This window comes from Microcella flavibacter (assembly GCF_012530535.1).
GTDB lineage: Bacteria > Actinomycetota > Actinomycetes > Actinomycetales > Microbacteriaceae > Microcella > Microcella flavibacter.
Genome location: NZ_CP051299.1, coordinates 2,285,936 through 2,306,319, shown reverse-complemented (window position 1 = coordinate 2,306,319; position 20,384 = coordinate 2,285,936). Strand labels below are relative to the sequence as shown.

17 protein-coding genes are annotated in these 20,384 nt (G+C 71.8%); 15 read left to right on the top strand and 2 right to left on the bottom strand.

The window, feature by feature from the left end; translation table 11 throughout:
• Positions 1-6: 6 nt before the first annotated feature.
• Together HGB54_RS10940 and HGB54_RS10935 are read right to left on the bottom strand one after the other, a co-directional pair.
• On the bottom strand, positions 7-696 hold the full coding sequence (locus HGB54_RS10940) for a DUF305 domain-containing protein (protein ID WP_168916448.1): 690 nt from the start codon (positions 694-696) through the stop codon (positions 7-9).
• Positions 693-1,346, bottom strand: coding sequence for a DUF3105 domain-containing protein (locus HGB54_RS10935; protein WP_228545806.1), 654 nt, complete (start codon positions 1,344-1,346; stop codon positions 693-695). Before HGB54_RS10935 ends, HGB54_RS10940 begins: the two co-directional genes overlap by 4 nt.
• A 177-nt stretch (positions 1,347-1,523) precedes the next feature.
• Here HGB54_RS10935 and HGB54_RS10930 point away from each other — a divergent pair, with 177 nt between their 5' ends.
• The 15 genes from HGB54_RS10930 (at position 1,524) to HGB54_RS10860 (ending at position 20,369) form a co-directional block, all read left to right on the top strand.
• Positions 1,524-2,990: a cystathionine beta-synthase gene (locus HGB54_RS10930; RefSeq protein ID WP_168916447.1), complete on the top strand. Its 1,467-nt coding sequence runs from the start codon at positions 1,524-1,526 to the stop codon at positions 2,988-2,990.
• Positions 2,987-4,156: a cystathionine gamma-synthase gene (locus tag HGB54_RS10925; RefSeq protein WP_168916446.1), complete on the top strand. Its 1,170-nt coding sequence runs from the start codon at positions 2,987-2,989 to the stop codon at positions 4,154-4,156. The genes HGB54_RS10930 and HGB54_RS10925 overlap by 4 nt, the downstream gene beginning before the upstream one ends.
• 135 nt (positions 4,157-4,291) lie before the next feature.
• Positions 4,292-5,326 carry a LacI family DNA-binding transcriptional regulator gene (locus HGB54_RS10920; protein ID WP_168916445.1) on the top strand — a complete coding sequence of 345 codons (1,035 nt, stop codon included), beginning with the start codon at positions 4,292-4,294 and terminating at the stop codon, positions 5,324-5,326.
• A gap of 546 nt (positions 5,327-5,872) precedes the next feature.
• Positions 5,873-6,580: an L-ribulose-5-phosphate 4-epimerase gene (locus HGB54_RS10915; RefSeq protein WP_168916444.1), complete on the top strand. Its 708-nt coding sequence runs from the start codon at positions 5,873-5,875 to the stop codon at positions 6,578-6,580.
• A gap of 94 nt (positions 6,581-6,674) precedes the next feature.
• Entirely contained in the window at positions 6,675-7,793 is a 1,119-nt protein-coding gene (gene chvE / locus HGB54_RS10910; RefSeq protein ID WP_407663486.1) for a multiple monosaccharide ABC transporter substrate-binding protein, read from the top strand.
• A 103-nt stretch (positions 7,794-7,896) separates the two neighbouring features.
• On the top strand, positions 7,897-9,435 hold the full coding sequence (gene mmsA, locus HGB54_RS10905; RefSeq protein WP_168916443.1) for a multiple monosaccharide ABC transporter ATP-binding protein: 1,539 nt from the start codon (positions 7,897-7,899) through the stop codon (positions 9,433-9,435).
• Positions 9,422-10,642: a multiple monosaccharide ABC transporter permease gene (gene mmsB, locus HGB54_RS10900; RefSeq protein ID WP_168916442.1), complete on the top strand. Its 1,221-nt coding sequence runs from the start codon at positions 9,422-9,424 to the stop codon at positions 10,640-10,642. The genes mmsA and mmsB overlap by 14 nt, the downstream gene beginning before the upstream one ends.
• Positions 10,643-10,776: 134 nt before the next feature.
• Positions 10,777-12,465: a ribulokinase gene (gene araB / locus HGB54_RS10895; protein ID WP_168916441.1), complete on the top strand. Its 1,689-nt coding sequence runs from the start codon at positions 10,777-10,779 to the stop codon at positions 12,463-12,465.
• Between the two features lie 38 nt (positions 12,466-12,503).
• On the top strand, positions 12,504-13,208 hold the full coding sequence (locus HGB54_RS10890; RefSeq protein ID WP_407663503.1) for an L-ribulose-5-phosphate 4-epimerase: 705 nt from the start codon (positions 12,504-12,506) through the stop codon (positions 13,206-13,208).
• Complete coding sequence (gene araA, locus HGB54_RS10885; protein ID WP_168916439.1) at positions 13,205-14,725, top strand: L-arabinose isomerase; 1,521 nt, start codon at positions 13,205-13,207, stop codon at positions 14,723-14,725. Before HGB54_RS10890 ends, araA begins: the two co-directional genes overlap by 4 nt.
• Entirely contained in the window at positions 14,722-15,744 is a 1,023-nt protein-coding gene (locus HGB54_RS10880) for a LacI family DNA-binding transcriptional regulator (protein ID WP_168916960.1), read from the top strand. The genes araA and HGB54_RS10880 overlap by 4 nt, the downstream gene beginning before the upstream one ends.
• Before the next feature lie 67 nt (positions 15,745-15,811).
• Positions 15,812-17,251 carry a GH1 family beta-glucosidase gene (locus HGB54_RS10875; RefSeq protein ID WP_168916438.1) on the top strand — a complete coding sequence of 480 codons (1,440 nt, stop codon included), beginning with the start codon at positions 15,812-15,814 and terminating at the stop codon, positions 17,249-17,251.
• Between the two features lie 44 nt (positions 17,252-17,295).
• A complete protein-coding gene (locus tag HGB54_RS10870) occupies positions 17,296-17,886 on the top strand; it encodes an HhH-GPD-type base excision DNA repair protein (protein ID WP_168916437.1) in 591 nt (196 codons plus the stop codon).
• Positions 17,887-18,269: 383 nt separating this feature from the next.
• Positions 18,270-19,499: a multidrug effflux MFS transporter gene (locus HGB54_RS10865; RefSeq protein ID WP_168916436.1), complete on the top strand. Its 1,230-nt coding sequence runs from the start codon at positions 18,270-18,272 to the stop codon at positions 19,497-19,499.
• 78 nt (positions 19,500-19,577) lie between these two features.
• A complete protein-coding gene (locus HGB54_RS10860) occupies positions 19,578-20,369 on the top strand; it encodes a phosphatase PAP2 family protein (protein WP_168916435.1) in 792 nt (263 codons plus the stop codon).
• Positions 20,370-20,384: the final 15 nt, after the last annotated feature.

Genomic DNA, 20,384 nt, shown 5'->3' with positions numbered 1-20,384 from the left:
GCGTCGCTAGGAGCGGGCCTCGAGCAGCTCGGTCATGTAGTCGATCTCCTTCTGCTGCAGCGTCGCGGCGCTGGTGGCCAGCGGGGTGACCAAAGGGTCCTCGCTGCGGGCGAGCACCGCCTCGGCCATCTCGATGCCGCCCTGGTGATGGGCGATCATCAGCTCGAGCCAGAGCCGTTCCGCCTCGACGCCCTCGGCGTCGCGCAGCTGCTGCAGCTGCTGCGCGGTCGCGAAGCCGGGCATGGAACCGTCCATCTCCATGGAGGAGTGACCCCCGCCCTGCGACTCGCCGTCGAGCGCGGGCCGCGTCATCCATGCCATCTCGGGCTCGCTGCCGGTCTGCGGCAGGCCCCAGGTGTTGAGCCAGGCGAACATCTGCCCCGCCTGCTGCGACTGCGCCGTCATGATGTCGAGGGCGAGCAGCCGGATCTCGTCGTCGTCGGTGCGATCGCGGATGAGGATGGCCATCTCGACTGCTTGGTTGTGGTGGGTCTGCATGTCGCGGGCGAAGCCCGCCTCGGCGCTGGTCTCGCCCGGGGATGCGGAGGCGGGGGCACCGACACGCCCGAGCAGAACGCCCGCGACGAGGGCGATGAGGATGAGCGCGACGCCCGCCCAGACGGCGCGCGCGGTGACGCGCGGCGGCCGAGGCGGGGACTGCGGGTCGTCCGTCGCGCTGCTCGTACTGAGGCTCATGACACCCGACCCTGCCCGTCGACCCCCTGGGTGCAGAGGGCGCCGGGCTCCGGGGCGGTTTCGGCGAGCAGGTATTTCGTGACGAAGTCCTCCAGCCGCTCGTCCTCGACGCCGTCGAGGAAGACCTGCGCGCCCCAGGCGCTCGCGACGACGGGGCTCTCGAGGCCCTCGAACGGCGAGACGACCATGTAGGTGCTCGGCACCGCGTCGCGCAGGGTCTCGATCTCGGCCTCGCTCAGTACCGAGGGGTCGTAGGTCACCCAGACGGCGCCGTGCTCGAGCGAGTGCACGGCGTTCTCGCTCTGCACGGGCTGCTCGTAGATGCCGCAGTTGAGCCAGACCTGGTTGTGCGGGCCGCCCGCGGGCGGGGTCATCTCGTAGTCGACGACGCCCTGCACGTGCGTGCCCTCGAGCCCCTCGAACTCCTCGACGCCGGCGACCTCGATCGTCGCGGGGTCGACCTGCGGCTGCGCGTTGACGATGACGATCGAGACGATGAGTGCGACGACGGCGACGCCGCCGACGACGGCGCCGATGATGCCGAGGCGGTTGCGGCGGCGCTCGGCGGCCTGCTTGGCCTTGAGGGCGGCGACCTTCTCCTGGCGGCGCTGCTCGCGCTGCTGCTTGACGGTGAGGTTGTCGTTCGGCACGGTGGGGCTCCAGCTCGTCGGGGAGGGGCGGCGCCCGCGGCGCGGCAGGCGTTCCCCCAGTATCGCCGATGCGCATCACGGCGGGCTGACAGGGTGCGAAGCGGGTGCTGGATGCGCGGCTCAGGGCGAGCATCCACCCCCGGTTCCTCGCTGCCGGGCGCCGGTAGGCTCGAGCCCATGAAGTACGCGAACTCCGTGGTCGATCTGATCGGCGACACCCCCCTCGTCAAGCTCAACCGGGTGACGGAGGGGATCAGCGCGACGGTGCTCGCCAAGGTCGAGTACTTCAACCCCGGCGGCTCGGCGAAGGACCGCATCGCGACGCGCATCATCGACGCGGCCGAGCGGGAGGGCAAGCTCACACCCGGCGGCACGATCGTCGAGCCAACGAGCGGCAACACCGGCGTCGGCCTCGCGCTCGTCGCCCAGCAGCGCGGCTACAAGTGCGTCTTCGTGCTGCCCGACAAGGTCGGCGAGGACAAGCGCAACGTGCTCACCGCCTACGGCGCCGAGATCGTCGTGACGCCGACCGCGGTCGAGCCGACCGACCCGCGCTCGTACTACTCGGTGAGCGACCGGCTGGCCCGCGAGATCCCCGGCGCCTTCAAGCCCGACCAGTACTCGAACCCGAACGGCCCGCTGAGCCACTACGAAACCACCGGTCCCGAGATCTGGCGCGACACCGAGGGCCGCGTGACCCACTTCGTCACCGGCGTCGGCACCGGCGGCACCATCACCGGCACCGGCCGCTACCTGCGCGAGATCAGCGCGGGGGCCGGCGAGAAGCGCGTGCGGATCGTCGGCGTCGACCCGCAGGGCAGCGTCTACTCGGGCGGCACCGGCGAGCCCTACCTCGTCGAGGGCGTCGGCGAGGACTTCTGGCCCGCCGCCTACGACCCGACCGTCGCCGACCGCATCGAGGCCGTCACCGACGCCGAGGCCTTCGACATGACGCTGCGCCTCGCCCGCGAGGAGGGCCTGCTCGTCGGCGGATCCTGCGGCATGGCCGTCGTCGGCGCGCTGAACGTCGCCCGCGAGCTCGGCCCGGACGACGTCGTCGTGGTGCTGCTGCCCGACGGCGGCCGCGGCTACCTCGGCAAGATCTTCAACGACGACTGGATGCACCGCTACGGCTTCTCGCACCCGCAGGGCTCGCCCACCGTCGCCGACCTGCTCGGCGCCCCGGCCCGCCCGCTGGCGCACCTGCGGCGCGAGCACACCGTGGCCGACGCCGTGGCGGCGCTCGCCGGAGCGGAGGGCGCGCTGCCCGTGCTCACCCGCGAGCCCGCGGTGCGCCTGGGCGAGGTGCTCGGCGCCGTCGACGCGCACGGCCTGCTGCGCGCGCTCGCCGCCGGCGAGGTGACCCCGACCGATCCGGTGACGGCCGCCATGGGCCCGACGATGCCCTTCGTGGGCGCGCACGAGAGCCTCGAGGCCGCCCGGAAGCGCTTCGACGCCCGCGGCGCCGGCGGCCGCCAGCCCGACACCCTGCTCGTGCTCGACGGCGGCGACCCCGTCGGCCTGCTGAGCCGGCACGACCTGGTCGCGGCGCTCGCCGCCGGCGACCACGGCGATGCCGACCCGACCGACCCGGCCGGCGCCGCCGTCGCCGACCCCACCCCCGACTCCGGAGTTCACGCATGAGCACGCCCGACCCGCACGCCGCCCACGGCTTCTCGACCCGGGCCATCCACGCCGGGCAGAGCCCCGACGCGAGCACCGGCGCGGTCATCCCGCCCGTGCACTTCAGCACCACCTACGCGCAGGACGGCGTCGGGGGGCTGCGCAACGGCTACGAGTACACGCGCGGCACCAACCCCACGCGGGATGCCCTGCAGCAGCAGCTCGCCGCGCTCGAGGGCGGCGCCCACGCCTTCAGCTTCGCCTCGGGCCTCGCCGCGGAGGACGCCCTGCTGCGCGCCGTGCTGCGCCCCGGCGACCACGTGCTCATGGGCAACGACGTCTACGGCGGCACCCACCGGCTCGTGCGCCGCGTCTTCGGCGACTGGCAGATCGGCCTGACGACGCTCGAGCTCGGCGACCTCGACGCGACCCGCGAGGCGCTCGAGACGCTGAAGCCCCGCGTGCTGTGGCTCGAGACCCCGTCGAACCCGATGATGAAGATCACCGACGTGACGGCGCTCTCCGAGCTGGCCCGCGCGGTCGGCGCGCTCGTCGTCGTCGACAACACCTTCGCCACCCCGTACCTGCAGCAGCCGCTCGCGCTCGGCGCCGACGTCGTCGTGCACTCGACGACGAAGTACCTCGGCGGCCACTCCGACGTGCTCGGCGGCGCCCTCGTGATGAACGACGACGCCCTCGCCGAGCAGGTCGGCTTCCATCAGTTCGCGGCCGGCGCCGTCTCGGGCCCACTCGACGCGTGGCTCACGACCCGCGGCATCAAGACGCTCGCCGTGCGCATGGACCGCCACAGCGCCAACGCGCAGTCCCTCGCCGAGGCCGTCGTCGGCCACCCGGCCGTCGCGCGGGTCTACTACCCGGGCCTCGCCGACCACCCCGGGCACGCCCTCGCCGCCCGGCAGATGAGCGGCTTCGGCGGGATGCTCTCGCTCGACCTCGTCGGAGGGGCCGCGGCCGCGCGCGCCTTCGCCGAGGCGTTGACCGTGTTCACGCTCGCCGAATCGCTCGGCGGGGTGGAGTCGCTCGTCAACCACCCGAGCGAGATGACCCACGCCTCCGTCCGCGGCACCGAGCTGGAGGTTCCGGACTCGATCATCCGGCTCTCCGTCGGCATCGAGGACGCGGCCGACCTCGTCGCCGACGTGCGGCAGGCGCTCGACCGGCTGTAGCGGCGCGGCCGCGGCCGGGGTGCGGCGCCCCTCCGCGGCAGGCTTCGGGCATCCCGCTCATCGATGGCGGGGCACGCCGGTGCATAATGAGCCGAGCGCATGTGAACGTACACATGCCCCAGCGGACGGGTGCGGATGACGACGGAGTCGGAGCGGGCGGCGGAGCCCGACCGCGTGCGCGCGCCCAACATCCGCGACGTCGCGCGGGTCGCCGGCGTCTCGTACCAGACCGTCTCGCGCGTGCTCAACGACAGCCCGAGCATCCGCCCCGGCACCCTCGCCCGGGTGCGCGCCGCCATCGACGAGCTCGGCTACCGGCCGAATCAGGCCGCCCGCGCGCTCGTCACGAGCCGCTCGCGCACGATCGGGGTGCTGTCGGCGCAGACCGCGCACTACGGCCCGGCGACGAGCATCGCCGCCATTGAGCTCGCCGCCCGGGAAGCCGGCTACCGGCTCACGATCACCAACATCGCCTCGAGCGAGTACGCCTCGATCAAGTCGGGGCTCGACTACCTGATGAGCCAGTCGATCGAGGCCCTCATCGTCGTCGCGCCGCAGGTGCGCGTGTTCGAGGCGCTCGACGACCTGCAGGTGGCGGTGCCCTTCGTGACGCTCGAGGCGACGGGGCTCAACCGCGCGCACTCGCTCTGGGTCGACCAGGTGCAGGGCGCCCGGCTCGCGACCCGGCACCTCATCGAGCTCGGGCACACCGAGATCACCCACCTCTCCGGCCCGCAGGACTGGATCGAGGCCGAGGCCCGCATGCAGGGGTTCCTGCGCGAGCTCGGCGACGCCGACCTGCGCACCCGCGCGCCGATCCTCGGCGACTGGACGGCGCACTTCGGCTACTACGCCGGACTCGAGCTGCTGCGCTACCGCGACTTCACCGCCGTGTTCGCCGGCAACGACCAGATGGCCCTCGGCTTCATGCACGCCTGCCGCGACTCGGGGCTCTCGGTGCCCGACGACATCTCCGTCGTCGGCTTCGACGACATCCCCGAGGCCGCGCACTTCGCCCCGCCCCTGACGACCGTGCGGCAGAACTTCGCCGAGATCGGCCGCCGGGCCGTCGCCCTGCTGCTCGGCGAGCTGCGCGGCGAGACCGAGCTGAGCCACGACCCGGTGCAGGCCGAGCTCGTCGTGCGGCAGTCGACGGCCCGCGCGCGCTGAGCCCGCGCGGTCGGGTCGGCGCGCTGGGCCGCTCGCCCGGCTGGGCCCGCGCACTGAGCCCGCGCGGGTGCGTCGGCGGGCTTGCTGCGGCCGAGCATCCCGTCGTCGGGTGTGCACGAATGCAGGACTCAGTCGGCGCGTCGCCCGACGTCGAGCGGCGACACGCCGCGGTCGAGCGCCGAACTCCTGCATTTCGGCCAGCGCCAAGGCGGAGCGGGTGCCGGGGCCAGGACGGAGCGGTGCGCCCGGATGGCTGCCGGCGCGCTCCGCGCCTGTTACGCAGTTGTGACCGACGGCCGCTCGCCTCGGCTTGACAGATGTGACCGTTTCGCCGTTAGATGTGTCCACGCCATGTGAACGATCACATCCGACCGATCGCCGGCGATACCCGCACCACCCCGAACCACCGCATCGGCACCACCACGGTCGATGCCCCCAGACGATGAGGTCTCGAGTGAGCGCTGTCAGCCCCGCCGGCACCGTGCCCTGCGGCACGACGCCCGGCCGCGCCGGCTCCTCGAGAACCCTCGTCGCCGGAGGTGCGCGATGCACCGCCTGAGCCCCGAGGTGCAGGTCGCCGTCGCCCGCGTGCGCGACGAGGTCGCCGCCCTCCACGCCGAGCTCGTCCGTGCCGGCCTCGTCGTCTGGACGGGCGGCAACGTCTCGGGCCGCGTGCCCGGTGCCGACCTCTTCGTCATCAAGCCGAGCGGCGTCAGCTACGACGACCTCGACGCGGCCGCCATGATCCTCTGCACCCTCGACGGCGAGGTCGTGCCCGACACCCCCGGCAGCGACCGCAGCCCCTCGAGCGACACCGCAGCGCACGCATACGTCTACCGGCACATGCCCGAGGTCGGCGGGGTCGTGCACACCCACAGCCCCTACGCCTGCGCCTGGGCCGCCGTCGGCGAGCCGATCCCCTGCGTGCTGACGGCGATCGCCGACGAGTTCGGCGGCGAGATCCCGGTCGGTCCGTTCGCGATCATCGGCGACGACTCGATCGGCCGCGGCATCGTCGAGTCCCTGCGCGGCCACCGCTCGCCCGCGGTGCTCATGGCGAACCACGGTCCGTTCACGATCGGCACGGATGCTCGCGCCGCGGTCAAGGCGGCGGTCATGGTCGAGGACGCCGCCCGCGCTGTGCACCTCGCCCGCCAGCTGGGGGAGCCCCGGCCGATCGCGCAGAGCGCGGTCGACCAGCTCTTCGACCGGTACCAGAACGTCTACGGACAGGCGGAGGCCCCGCCCCGATGAACCTCCCGGGTTCCCCCCGGGAAGCGGATGCGGCGCTCGAGGTCGAGAGCGGCATCCCGTTGCACCACCACAATCCCCATTGAAAGGACACACAGTGAAGAACTCCAAGTTCCTCCTCGGCGTCGCCGCCGCAGGAGTCATGTCGCTGGCACTCGCCGGCTGCGCCGGTGACCGCACCGGCGGCGGCGCTGCCGGCGGCGGCGAGGACGAGGCGGGCGGCATCATCGGCGTCGCGATGCCCACGCAGCAGTCCGAGCGCTGGATCGCCGACGGCGACAACGTGCAGTCGCAGCTCGAGGAGCTCGGCTACGAGGTCGACCTCCAGTTCGCGAACGACGACATCCCCACCCAGGTCTCGCAGATCGAGAACATGATCGCCAGCGGCGCCGAGGCCCTGATCATCGCCTCGATCGACGGCACCACCCTCACCGATGTGCTGCAGCAGGCCGCCGATGCGGGCATCCCCGTCATCGCCTACGACCGCCTCATCAACGGCACCGAGAACGTCGACTACTACACGACCTTCGACAACTTCGAGGTCGGCGTGCAGCAGGCCACCTCGCTGCTCATCGGCATGGGCGTGTTCGACGAGAGCGGTGCTCGCACCGACGTCGCCGGCCCGCTGAACGTCGAGCTCTTCGCCGGCAGCCCCGACGACAACAACGCGACGTTCTTCTTCGACGGCGCGATGAGCGTCATCCAGCCGCTGATCGACGACGGCACCCTCGTCGTCCCCTCCGGCCAGACCGACTTCGAGCAGGTGGCGATCCTCCGCTGGCTGCCCGAGACGGCGCAGGAGCGCATGGAGAACATCCTCACCATCATCGGCGACACGCAGATCGATGGCGTTCTCTCGCCCTACGACGGCCTCTCGATCGGCATCATCTCCGCCCTCACCTCGGGCGGCTACTCGACCGACGCCCTGCCCATCATCACGGGCCAGGACGCCGAGCTCGGCTCGGTGCAGTCGATCATCGCCGGCGAGCAGTACTCGACCATCTTCAAGGACACCCGTCTGCTCGCCGAGCAGGCCGTCGCGATGGTGGATGCCCTCCAGAACGGCGAGGAGCCCGAGGTCAACGACACCGAGACCTACGACAACGGCGAGAAGGTCGTCCCGTCGTACCTGCTCGACTCGTCGATCGTCACGGTCGACAACTACGAGGACGTGCTCATCGGCAGCGGGTACTACACCGCTGAGGAGCTCGGCTAGTAGGTTCCGCTACATCGGGTGCGGGTCCGGCCGTTCGCGGTCGGACCCGCACCATCCCGCTGTTCCCCCGCACCACCTCACCCGCAGAGGAGAAGGAGCATCCATGAGCACCATCCTCGAGATGCGCACCATCACCAAGGAGTTCCCCGGCGTCAAGGCGCTGCAGGACGTCACGCTCACCGTCGAGCGCGGCCACGTGCACGCCATCTGCGGCGAGAACGGGGCCGGCAAGTCGACGCTCATGAAGGTGCTGTCGGGCGTCTACCCGTACGGCACCTACACCGGCGACATCGTGTTCGAGGGCGACACGATGCAGTTCAAGGACATCCGCGACAGCGAGAAGTCGGGCGTCGTCATCATCCACCAGGAGCTCGCCCTCAGCCCCTACCTCTCGATCGCCGAGAACATCTTCCTCGGCAACGAGCGCCAGAAGCGCGGCTTCATCGACTGGGACGAGACCAACGCCGAGGCGGCCAAGCTGCTCGCCCGCGTCGGCCTCGGCGACAGCCCGACGACGATCGTCAACGAGATCGGCGTCGGCAAGCAGCAGCTCGTCGAGATCGCCAAGGCGCTGTCGAAGAACGTCAAGCTGCTCATCCTCGACGAGCCCACCGCGGCCCTCAACGACGAGGACTCCGCGCACCTGCTCGACCTGATCCGCCACCTCAAGGGGCAGGGCATCACGTCGATCATCATCAGCCACAAGCTCAACGAGATCAAAGCGATCGCCGACGAGGTGACGATCATCCGCGACGGGCGCACCATCGAGACGCTCGACCTCGCCGAGGTCACCGAGAACCGCATCATCAAGGGCATGGTCGGCCGCGATCTCGAGCACCGCTACCCCGACCGCACGGTCACCATCGGCGAGGAGGTGTTCCGGGTCGAGGACTGGACGGTGCACCACCCGACCGACGGCGACCGCACGATCATCCACGGCGCGAGCCTGAACGTGCGCGCCGGCGAGGTCGTCGGCATCGCCGGGCTCATGGGCGCCGGGCGCACCGAGCTCGCGATGAGCATCTTCGGCCGCTCGTACGGCTCGCGCATCACCGGCTCGCTGTACATGCGCGGCGAGGAGATCCAGGCGCGCTCGGTGCCGGAGGCCATCCGCAACGGCCTCGCCTACGCCACCGAGGATCGCAAGCTCTACGGCCTCAACCTCATCGACGACATCAAGCGCAACATCTCGACCGCGGGCCTCAAGAAGCTCGCCCCGCGCGGCTGGGTCGACGGCGGCCAGGAGCAGATCGTCGCCTCGGGCTACCGCAAGAGCATGAACATCAAGGCGCCCTCGGTGGACGTCGTGACGGGCAAGCTCTCGGGCGGCAACCAGCAGAAGGTCGTGCTGTCGAAGTGGCTCTACTCCGACCCCGAGGTGCTCATCCTCGACGAGCCCACCCGCGGCATCGACGTCGGCGCCAAGTACGAGATCTACACGATCATCAACGAGCTCGCGGCGCAGGGGAAGGCGGTCATCGTCATCTCGAGCGAGCTGCCCGAGCTGCTCGGCATCTGCGACCGCATCTACGCCCTCTCCGAGGGCACCATCACCGGTGAGCTGCCGATCGAGCAGGCCACCCCCGAAGCACTCATGGTGCTCATGACCAAGGAGAAGGAGGCCGACCATGTCATCGGCTAGCGCAACCCGCACCGCCACCAGTCGATCGGAGGTGCTGAGCTTCCTGAGCTCGCGCCTGCGTCAGATCGGCATCTTCCTGGTGCTCATCGTCATCGTCATCCTGTTCCAGGTGCTGACCGAGGGCCGCCTGCTCACCGCGGGCAACGTCTCGAACGTCATCGTGCAGAACAGCTACATCCTGATCCTCGCGATCGGCATGGTGATGATCATCATCGCCGGCCACATCGACCTCTCGGTCGGTTCGGTCGCCGCCTTCGTGGGGGCCATGTCGGGCGTGATGGTGCGCGATCTCGACTTCCCCTGGTGGGTCGCGATCATCGTCTCGCTCGTCATCGGCGCGCTCGTCGGATGCTGGCAGGGCTTCTGGGTCGCCATCGTCGGCATCCCCGCCTTCATCGTGACCCTGGCGGGCATGCTGATCTTCCGCGGCCTCACCCAGATCGTGCTCGGCAACACGCAGATCACGCCGTTCCCGACGGAGTACCGCCAGCTCGGCGCCGGCTACGTGTTCCCGCAGCTGTTCCCCGCGTCGACGAGCCCTGCGGAGTGGATCACGGTGGGCCTCGGCCTCATCGCCCTCGTGATGTTCGTGGTCTCGCAGCTGCAGGGCCGCATCAAGCGCACGAAGCTCAACCTCGAGACCGAGCCCGCCTGGTGGTTCATCGTGAAGCTCGCCTTCGGCTCGGGCCTCATCCTGTTCCTCACCTACCTGCTGGGCGTCGCCCCCGGCTCGCGCGGCACGCCCATCGTGCTCATCGTGCTCGGCGTGCTCGTGGTCGCCTACACGCAGGTGATGAACCGCAGCGTCTTCGGCCGTCACATCTACGCGGTCGGCGGCAACCGCAACGCGGCGAACCTGTCGGGCATCGACTCGCGCAAGATCGACTTCTACCTGTTCGTCAACATGGGCGTGCTCGCCGCGCTCGCGGGCATCATCTTCACGGGCCGCCTCAACTCGGCGGGCCCGGGTGCCGGCAACCTGTTCGAGCTCGACGCCATCGCGGCCGCCTTCATCGGCGGCGCGGCGGTGCAGGGCGGCGTCGGAACGGTGATCGGCGCCATCACCGGCGGTCTGATCGTCGGCGTGCTGAACAACGGCATGTCGCTGCTCGGCGTGAGCACCGACTACCAGCAGTTCATCAAGGGCCTCGTGCTGCTGCTCGCCGTGGCCTTCGACGTCTACAACCGCAAGCGCGCCCGCACGTAGGCCGCGCCGGAGGAGTGCTCGGGGGTCGGCCGTCCGCGGCCGACCCCCGTACCCCTGTCCACCACTGTCATACTGTTAGCGCTAACAACGCGCCGGGGCGAGCGAGCGCCGGCCTGAACCGAGAGCGGACCCTCGTGAGCGACGTCGCTGCCCCCACCCCGTCCCCGTCCACCCCCCGCTACGTCATCGGCGTCGACTACGGCACCCTCTCCGGCCGCGCCGTCGTCGTGCGCGTCGCCGACGGCGCCGAGCTCGGCACGGGCGTGCACGAGTACCGCCACGCCGTCATGGACACGACGCTCGCGGCGACCGGCGCCGCCCTGCCGCCCGAGTGGGCGCTGCAGGATGCCCGCGACTACGTCGAGGTGCTGCAGAACGCCGTGCCCGCCGCGGTGCGGGCCGCCGGCATCGACCCCGCCGACGTCATCGGCATCGCCACCGACTTCACGGCCTCGACCCCGCTGCCCGTGACCGCCGACGGAACCCCGCTCTCGTCCCTCGACGAGTGGCGCGAGAATCCGCACGCCTACGTCAAGCTCTGGAAGCACCACGCCGGCCAGGGCCAGGCCGACCGCATCAACGCGCTCGCCGAGGAGCGCGGCGAGGCCTGGCTGCCGCGCTACGGCGGGCTCATCTCGAGCGAGTGGGAGTTCGCGAAGGCGCTGCAGCTGCTCGAGGAGGCGCCGGACGTCTACGCAGCGACCGACCGCTGGATCGAGGCCGCCGACTGGATCGTCTGGCAGCTCAGCGGCACCTACCTGCGCAACGCCTGCACCGCCGGCTACAAGGGCATCTACCAGGACGGCGCCTACCCCGACGCCGCGTTCCTCGCGGCGCTGAACCCCGGCTTCGCCGGCTTCGTCGACGACAAGCTCGCCCACGAGATCGGCCGGCTCGGCCAGCGCGCGGGCTGGCTCACCGCCGAGGCCGCGGCGTGGACGGGCCTGCCCGAGGGCATCGCCGTCGCGGTCGGCAACGTCGACGCGCACGTCACCGCGCCCGCGGCCCAGGCCGTCGAGCCCGGCCAGATGGTCGCCATCATGGGCACGAGCACGTGCCACGTCATGAACGGCGCGACCCTCGCCGAGGTGCCCGGCATGTGCGGTGTCGTCGACGGCGGCATCGTCGACGGGCTCTACGGCTACGAGGCGGGCCAGTCGGGCGTCGGTGACATCTTCGCCTGGTACGTCAAGAACCAGGTGCCGGCATCGGCGTACGCCGCCGCCGAGGCTGCCGGCACGAGCATCCACCAGTACCTCACCGACCTCGCCGCCGACCGCCCCGTCGGCGACCACGGCCTGCTCGCCCTCGACTGGCACAACGGCAACCGCTCGGTGCTCGTCGACACCGAGCTCAGCGGCCTCGTGCTCGGCATGACGCTGACGACCCGGCCCGAGGAGGTCTACCGCGCGCTGCTCGAGTCGACCGCCTACGGCACCCGGCGCATCGTCGAGGCGTTCGCCGAGTCGGGCGTGCCGGTGACGGAGTTCATCGCCGCGGGCGGCCTCATCAAGAACCCGGTGCTCATGCAGATCTACAGCGACGTGCTGCGGATGCCCATCTCGACCATCGCGAGCGAGCAGGGCCCGGCGCTCGGGTCGGCGATCCACGCCGCCGTCGCCGCGGGCGCCTACGCCGACGTGCGCGAGGCCGGAGCGGCGATGGGCTCGCGCACCGTCGCGGCCTTCACGCCGAACCCCGAAGCCGCCGACGCCTACGACGCGCTCTACGCCGACTACCTGCAGCTGCACGACTACTTCGGCCGGGGTGCGAACGACGTGATGAAGCGGCTGAAGGCGCGCCGGCGCGAGGTCCGCGCGTGAGCGGGGTCGCCGACGCGAGCGGCACCGACGCCTCCGTCATCGAGATCACCCGCCTGCGCGAGGAGCTCGCGGCCCTGCATGGCGAGCTCGTGCGCTACGGCCTGGTCGTCTGGACGGGCGGCAACGTCTCGGCGCGCGTGCCCGGCGCCGACCTGTTCCTCATCAAGCCGAGCGGCGTCGACTACGACGACCTCACCCCCGAGAGCATGATCCTGTGCACGCTCGACGGCGAGGTCGTGCCCGACACCCCCGGCGGCAAGGAGCGCAGCCCGTCGAGCGACACCGCCGCGCACGCGTACGTCTACCGGAACATGCCCGAGGTCGGCGGCGTCGTGCACACGCACTCGCCGTACGCCTGCGCCTGGGCGGCCCGCCGCGAGCCCATCCCCTGCGTGCTGACGGCCATCGCCGACGAGTTCGGCGGCGAGATCCCGGTGGGCCCGTTCGCGATCATCGGCGACGACTCCATCGGTCGCGGCATCGTCGACACCCTGCGCGGCCACCGGTCGCCCGCTGTGCTCATGGCCAACCACGGTCCGTTCACGATCGGCGTGGATGCTCGCGCTGCGGTCAAGGCGGCCGTCATGGTCGAGGACGCCGCCCGCAGCGTGCACCTCGCCCGCTCGCTCGGCGAGCCCCACCCCATCGACCCCGCCGCGATCGACTCGCTCTACGACCGCTACCAGAACGTGTACGGCCAGACGGCCACCCCCGAGAAGACCCCCGAAGGAGCTCCCGCATGAGCCGCAGCATCGTCCCCGACCTGTCGACCTACGAGGTCTGGTTCCTCACCGGCAGCCAGAACCTCTACGGCGACGAGACGCTGCGGCAGGTGGCGGCGCAGTCGCAGGAGGTCGTCGCCGGCCTGCAGGCCGCGTCGAGCATCCCGGTCAGCATCGTCTGGAAGCCCACCCTCGTCGACAGCACGAGCATCAAGAAGGTGATGCAGGAGGCCAACGCCGCCGAGAACGTCATCGGCGTCATCGCCTGGATGCACACCTTCAGCCCGGCCAAGATGTGGATCGCCGGCCTCGACGCCCTGCAGAAGCCCCTCATGCACCTGCACACCCAGGCCAACGTCGAGCTGCCCTGGAGCGAGATCGACTTCGACTTCATGAACCTGAATCAGGCGGCGCACGGCGACCGCGAGTTCGGGTACATCCAGACCCGGCTCGGGGTGGCCCGCACGACCGTCGTCGGCCACGTCTCGAACCCGGCCGTCACCGACCGCGTCGCCGTCTGGGCGCGCGCCGCGGCCGGCTGGCACGCCACCCACGAGCTCAAGCTGGCCCGCTTCGGCGACAACATGCGCTACGTCGCCGTCACCGAGGGCGACAAGACCGAGGCCGAGCTGCGCTTCGGCGTTCAGGTCAACACCTGGGGCGTCACCGAGCTCGCCGACGCCGTGCACGCCGTCTCGGACGCCGCCATCACCGAGCTCGTCGCCGAGTACGTCGACCTCTACGACGTCGCCCCCGAGCTGCACCCCGGCGCCGAGCGCGCCGACTCGCTGCGCTACGGCGCGGCTATCGAGCTGGGCCTGCGCTCGTTCCTCGAGGCGGGGGGCTTCGGCGCCTTCACGACCTCGTTCGAGGATCTCGGTGCGCTGCGCCAGCTGCCCGGCCTCGCCGTGCAGCGCCTGCAGGCCTGTGGCTACGGCTTCGGGGCTGAGGGCGACTGGAAGACCGCGGTGCTCGTGCGCGCGGCCGCCGTCATGGGCGCGGGCCTGCCGGGCGGCGCGAGCCTGATGGAGGACTACACGTACCACCTCGAGCCCGGCAACGAGCTCATCCTCGGCGCGCACATGCTGGAGGTGAGCCCCTCGCTCACCTCGCAGCGCCCGCGCCTCGAGGTGCACCCGCTCGGCATCGGCGGCAAGGAGGACCCGGTGCGCCTCGTCTTCACCGCCGACGCCGGCCCCGCCGTCGTCGCCGCGCTGAGCGACATGCGCGACCGGTTCCGCCTCGTGGCGAACGTCGTCGAGAACGTCGCCCTCCCGGCACCCATGCCGAAGCTGCCCGTCGGCCACGCCGTCTGGAAGCCCGCGCCCGACTTCGCGACCTCCGCCGCCTCGTGGCTCACGGCCGGCGCCGCGCACCACACCGTCATGTCGACGCAGGTGGGGGTCGACGTCTTCCGCGACTTCGCCCACATCGCGGGCGTCGAGCTGCTCGTCATCGACGAGGGGACGACCGAGCGCGGCTTCGCGCAGGAGGTGCGGGCGAACGCGGCGTACTACCGCCTGGCCCAGGGGCTCTGATCGCCGGCGCCCGCGCGAGCATCTACGACGTCGCGCGCCTCGCGGGCGTCTCGCACCAGACCGTCTCGCGCGTCATCAACGACCACCCCAACATCCGCGCCACGACGCGGGCGCGGGTCGAGGCGGCGATGGCCGAGCTGCGCTTCACCCGCAACTCCTTCGCCCGCGCGCTCGCGACGAACGAGTCGCGGCGCATCGGCGTGCTCATCGATAGCCCCGTGCAGTACGGCCCGACGAGCACCCTGCGCGGCCTCGAGGAGGCGGCGCGCGGCCGCGGGTACCACGTGAGCGTCACGACCGTCGCCGACGACCCCGCCTTCTCGGTGGATGCCGGACTCGAGCAGCTCATGCTGCAGGGCATCGACGGGCTGTGCGTCATCGCGCCGCGCGCCTCGGCGCTCGCGGCCGTGCACGGCATCGCCGACCGCTGCCCGACGGTGGTCATCACGGCCGAGGCCGACGCGGGGCTGCTCACCTCGGCGGTCGACCAGCACGGCGGGGCCGTCGCCGCGGTCGAGCACCTCATCGCCCTCGGTCACCGCGGGATCCGCCACCTGGCCGGCCCCGCCGACTGGCTCGACGCCGCGGCGCGCGAGCGCGGCTGGCGGGATGCCCTCGAGCGGGCGGGTCTGCCGGTGCACGAGCCCATCCCGGGCGACTGGAGCTCGGACGCCGGGTACCGCGCCGGCTCCGACCCCGCCGCCCTGGACGGCGCGACCGCCGTCTTCGCCGCCAACGACCAGATGGCGCTCGGGCTCGTGCACGGGCTCGTCGCCCGCGGGATCCGCGTGCCCGACGACGTGAGCGTCGTCGGCTTCGACGACGTGCCGGACGCGCACCACTTCCTGCCGCCGCTGACGACGGTGCGCCAGGACTTCCGGGCGCTGGGAGCGGACAGCCTCGCCGCCCTGCTCGACGCGGTCGAGGGCGACCCCGGTGCCGCGGGGCACCGGGTGATCGGGGCGCAGCTCGTCGTGCGAGCATCCACCGCCCCGCCGCCCGCCCCCGACGCCGACTGATGCGTACCCGATCACCCGCCCCGCGACCGTGGGAGCGGTTGCACACCCGAAGGAATAGGCTCGACCCATGACCGACAGCTCCCCCGACTACCGCGACGCCGGCCTCGAGTTCCCCGCCGGGTTCCTCTTCGGCTCCGCCACCGCCAGCTACCAGATCGAGGGCGCGGTGACCGAGGACGGTCGCGGCCCGTCCATCTGGGACACCTTCAGCCACACCCCCGGCCGCGTGCTGCACGGCCACACCGGCGACGTGGCCGACGACCACTACCACCGCCTCGACGACGACCTCGACCTCATGCAGCGCATGGGTCTCGAGGCGTACCGCTTCTCGATCGCGTGGCCGCGCATCCAGGCCGAGGGATCGGGCCGCGCCAACGAGAAGGGGCTCGCCTTCTACGGGCGCCTCGTCGACGGCCTGCTCGCCCGCGGCATCACGCCCATCGCGACGATGTACCACTGGGATCTTCCGCAGGCCCTCGAGGACGAGGGCGGCTGGACCAACCGCGACACCGCCTACCGCTTCGCCGACTACGCTCACCACCTCGGTGATGCGCTCGGCGACCGCATCCACACCTGGACGACGCTGAACGAGCCCTGGTGCAGCGCCTACCTCGGCTACGGCTCGGGCGTGCACGCCCCCGGCATCGCGAACGGCGCCGCCGCCCTGACCGCCGTGCACCACCTCAACCTCGCCCACGGCCTCGGCCTGCAGGCGCTCCGCTCGACCGTCACGCGGCCCGAGACGCAGTACTCGGCGACGCTCAATCTGCACATGATCCGCGGCGACGAGCGGGCCGAGCAGGCCTCGCAGGAGGAGGCCGTGCGCCGCATCGACGCGCTCGCCAACCGCGCCTTCACCGGCCCGATGCTGCGCGGCGCGTACCCGACCGACCTGCTCGAGGACACCGCCTCCGTCACCGACTGGTCGTTCGTGCGCGACGGCGACCTCGAGCAGATCCACCAGCCGATCGACGTGCTCGGCGTCAACTACTACTCCACCGTCACCGTGCGCATGTGGGACGGCCACTCGCCCCGCAGCAACGCCGACGGCCACGGCCAGTCCGAGGGCTCGGCCTGGCCCGGCTCGCTCGACGTCGAGTTCGTGCAGCAGCCCGGCCCGTACACCGACATGGGCTGGAACATCGCGCCCGACGGCCTCGAGCAGCTGCTCATGGACCTGCACGAGCAGTTCCCCGAGCTGCCGCTCATGATCACCGAGAACGGCGCGGCCTTCCCCGGCGACGAGGTCGTCGACGGCCGCGTCGACGACCCGCTGCGCATCGACTACCTGCGCCGCCACTTCACGGCCGCCCACCGCGCCATGCAGCGCGGGGTCGACCTGCGCGGCTACCAGGTGTGGAGCCTCATGGACAACTTCGAGTGGGCCTACGGCTACACGAAGCGCTTCGGCATCGTGCACGTCGACTACGAGTCGCTCGAGCGCACCGTCAAGCAGTCGGGCCACTGGTACTCGGAGCTCATCCGCACGCGGCGCATCCCCGAGTAGGGGCTCGTGAGCGGCCTCGCAGGCGCGCGTGGTGCGATGTCGACATGGCTCTGAACATCACGGGGGATGCCCCGGCCGACGCCCTGCTCACCGACGACCCCTTCGCGCTGCTCGTCGGCATGCTGCTCGATCAGCAGATCCCGATGGAGACGGCGTTCGCCGGCCCCGCGAAGATCCGCGACCGCCTCGGCCCGGTCGACCCGGCGACGATCGCCGACACCGACCCGGAGGCGTTCCTCACCGCCTTCCGCGAGACGCCCGCGGTGCACCGGTTCCCCGGCTCGATGGCGGCGCGGGTGCAGACCCTCGCCGGGGTCGTGCGCGACGAGTGGGGCGGCGACGCCGCCGCGATCTGGACCCGTCCGGCTGAGGGCTCGGACGAGGCGCCCGACGGCGCCGAGGTGCTGCGCCGGCTGCAGGCGCTGCCCGGCTTCGGCGAGCAGAAGGCGCGCATCTTCCTCGCCCTGCTCGGCAAGCAGTGCGGGCTGGATGCGCCCGGCTGGCGCGAGGCGGCCGGGCGCTACGGCGAAGAGGGTTCGTACGCCTCCGTCGCCGACATCGTCGACGCCGACTCGCTCGCCCGCGTGCGCGCGGCGAAGAAGGCGGCGAAGGCGGCGAAGGCCGACAAGGGCTGAGCGCCTCCGCGCTCGCCCGCGTTCGCGCGCTCCCAGCGCGTCGCCGCGCGTGGAGAGACGTCGGCGCGGCGTGCGCTAACTCCTGCGATTCAGATTCGGCAGAAGGTCGGCGGCGCGGCAGCGCGCGGAGCGCCTCCCGGAATGCAGGAGTTGCCGCACGCTCCGAGCCGGAGAGCACGGGACCGAGTGACATGACGGGCGAGTTCGTTCGACTCGCCGACAAACTGTCGAATCGATTCGACGTGAGGCCGGAGCGAGCGTAGGATCGTCTGCGCGCCGGATCACCCGCGCCTCTCGCGCCGCCTCGGCGCAGCATCCCGTTCAGCGTCGACCGGTCGCCCACGTCGACCGGTGCGCCCCGCTCGCGAAAGGCCGTACCGACCGTGTCGACCGTCGTCCACCCCGGTGATTCCCTGACCCGGCGCCAGCGCGTGACCTACGTGCTCGTGCTCGGGGCGCTCACCGCGCTCGGGCCGTTCACCGTCGACCTGTACCTGCCGGCCTTCCCGCAGGTCGAGGCCGACCTCGGCGTCAGCGTCGCGCTCGTGCAGCTGACGCTCACCGCCACGATGATCGGCTTCGGCTTCGGGCAGCTGATCGTCGGCCCGTGGAGCGACCGCATCGGCCGAAGGCTGCCCCTCATCCTCGCGACGACCGTGCACGTGGCCGCGAGCCTCGCGGTCGCGCTCGCCCCCGACATCGGCTGGCTGCTCGCAGCCCGCGTGCTGCAGGGCGCCGGGGCCGCGGCCGGCGGCGTCGTCGCCATGGCGATGGTGCGCGACCTCTTCGGCGGCTACCCGCTCGTGCGCATGCTCTCGCGCCTCGCGCTCGTCACCGGGCTCGCCCCCGTGCTCGCGCCGCTCATCGGCTCGCAGCTGCTGCTCGTCATGCCGTGGCGAGGACTGTTCGGCGTGCTCGCCTGCTACGGCGTGCTCGTCGTCGTCGCCTCGTGGCTGCTCATCGTCGAGACGCTGCCGCCCGCGCGCCGCGCCGACCCGGGGCACTCGACCCTCGGCGAGCGGTACCGCGCGCTGTTCCGCGACCGCATCTTCGTCGGCGTCGCCATCATCGGCGGATTCACCTTCACCGGGCTCTTCGCCTACCTCTCGGCCTCGTCGTTTCTCTTCCAGGACGTCTACGGGCTCGACGCCCAGGCCTACGGCATCGTCTTCGCGGCGAACTCGATCGGCGTCGTCATCGGCGTGCAGGTGAGCTCGCGGCTGGCGAAGTTCATCGGCCCGCAGTGGATCCTCTCCGTCTCGACGGCCGTGCTGCTGACGAGCGCCATCGCGATCGTCGTGCTCGACCAGCTCGACGCCGGCATGTGGGGCACGATCGTGCCGCTGTTCTTCTTCATCACGGCCTGCGGCTTCGGGTTCCCGATGGTGCAGGTGCTCGCGCTCGTCAACCACGGCAAGGAGGCCGGCACCGCCGCCTCGCTGCTCGGCGCCATGAACTTCGGCCTCGCCGGACTGCTCTCGCCCGTCGTCGGCGTCTTCGGCATCGACAGCGCGACCCCGATGGGCGCGGCGATGGCCGTGGCCGCCGCGGTCGCCGTGCTCTCGCTGTGGTTCGTGGTGCGCCCGCGCACCGTTCCGGCGCTGTCGCGCTGATCGCGACGGGATGCTCGCGCTGAGCATCCCCCGAACGCCCGTGCCGCCCGGCACCGGTGCGCTCGGTAGTGTTCGCCCATGACCACCGTGACCCCCGCCGAACGCCGCCGCATCCGCCGACGCTGGCCGCTCATCACGGGCGGCGTCGGCCTCGCCGCCGCCGTGCTCGTCGGACTGCTCGTCGCGCTGCGCGAATCGCCGACCGCGCTCGACGAGGAGTTCATGGACGAGCTGCTCGAGGAGCGCGCCCCCTGGCTCGACGTTCCCGCGCTCTTCCTCGACTGGTTCGGCGGGCACATCGTCGGCATCGTCGTGGTGCCGGTCGGGCTCGCGGTGCTGCTGCTCGTGCTGCGGCGGCCGTGGGGCGCGCTCTACTCGGTGGTCGCGGCGGTGCTGAGCGCCGGGGTCGTGCAGCTGCTGAAGAACCTGTTCGGGCGCGCGCGCCCGGAGGACATCCTGGTCGTGGCCGACTTCGGCTCGTTCCCCTCCGGCCACGTCGCGAACGCGGCGACGCTCGCGGTCACCTTCGTCGTCATCTTCGGCCTGCGCCCGGGCCGGTGGTGGGTGTGGATGCTCGGCGCGGTGTACATCGTCGCGATGGCGCTGGCCCGCACCTACCTCGGGGCGCACTGGATCACCGACACCATCGGCGGCGCCCTCGTCGGCATCGCCGTCGCCGTCATGGTCGCCGTCCCCTTCGCCGTGAGGCTGGGGGAGGAGCCGAGGCCGAGGAAGTCGGGCGGCGGACCCGTGCCGGATGCGGTGGCCGGCGAGGTGGCGGAGCGCGGGGTGCCGGGGCGCTCGGCGCCGGAGCGCTCGGCGCCGGGGCGCGGGGCGCCGGAGGCGCGGGCGGACGACGCCGGGCGCTGAGGGGCTCGCGCGGAG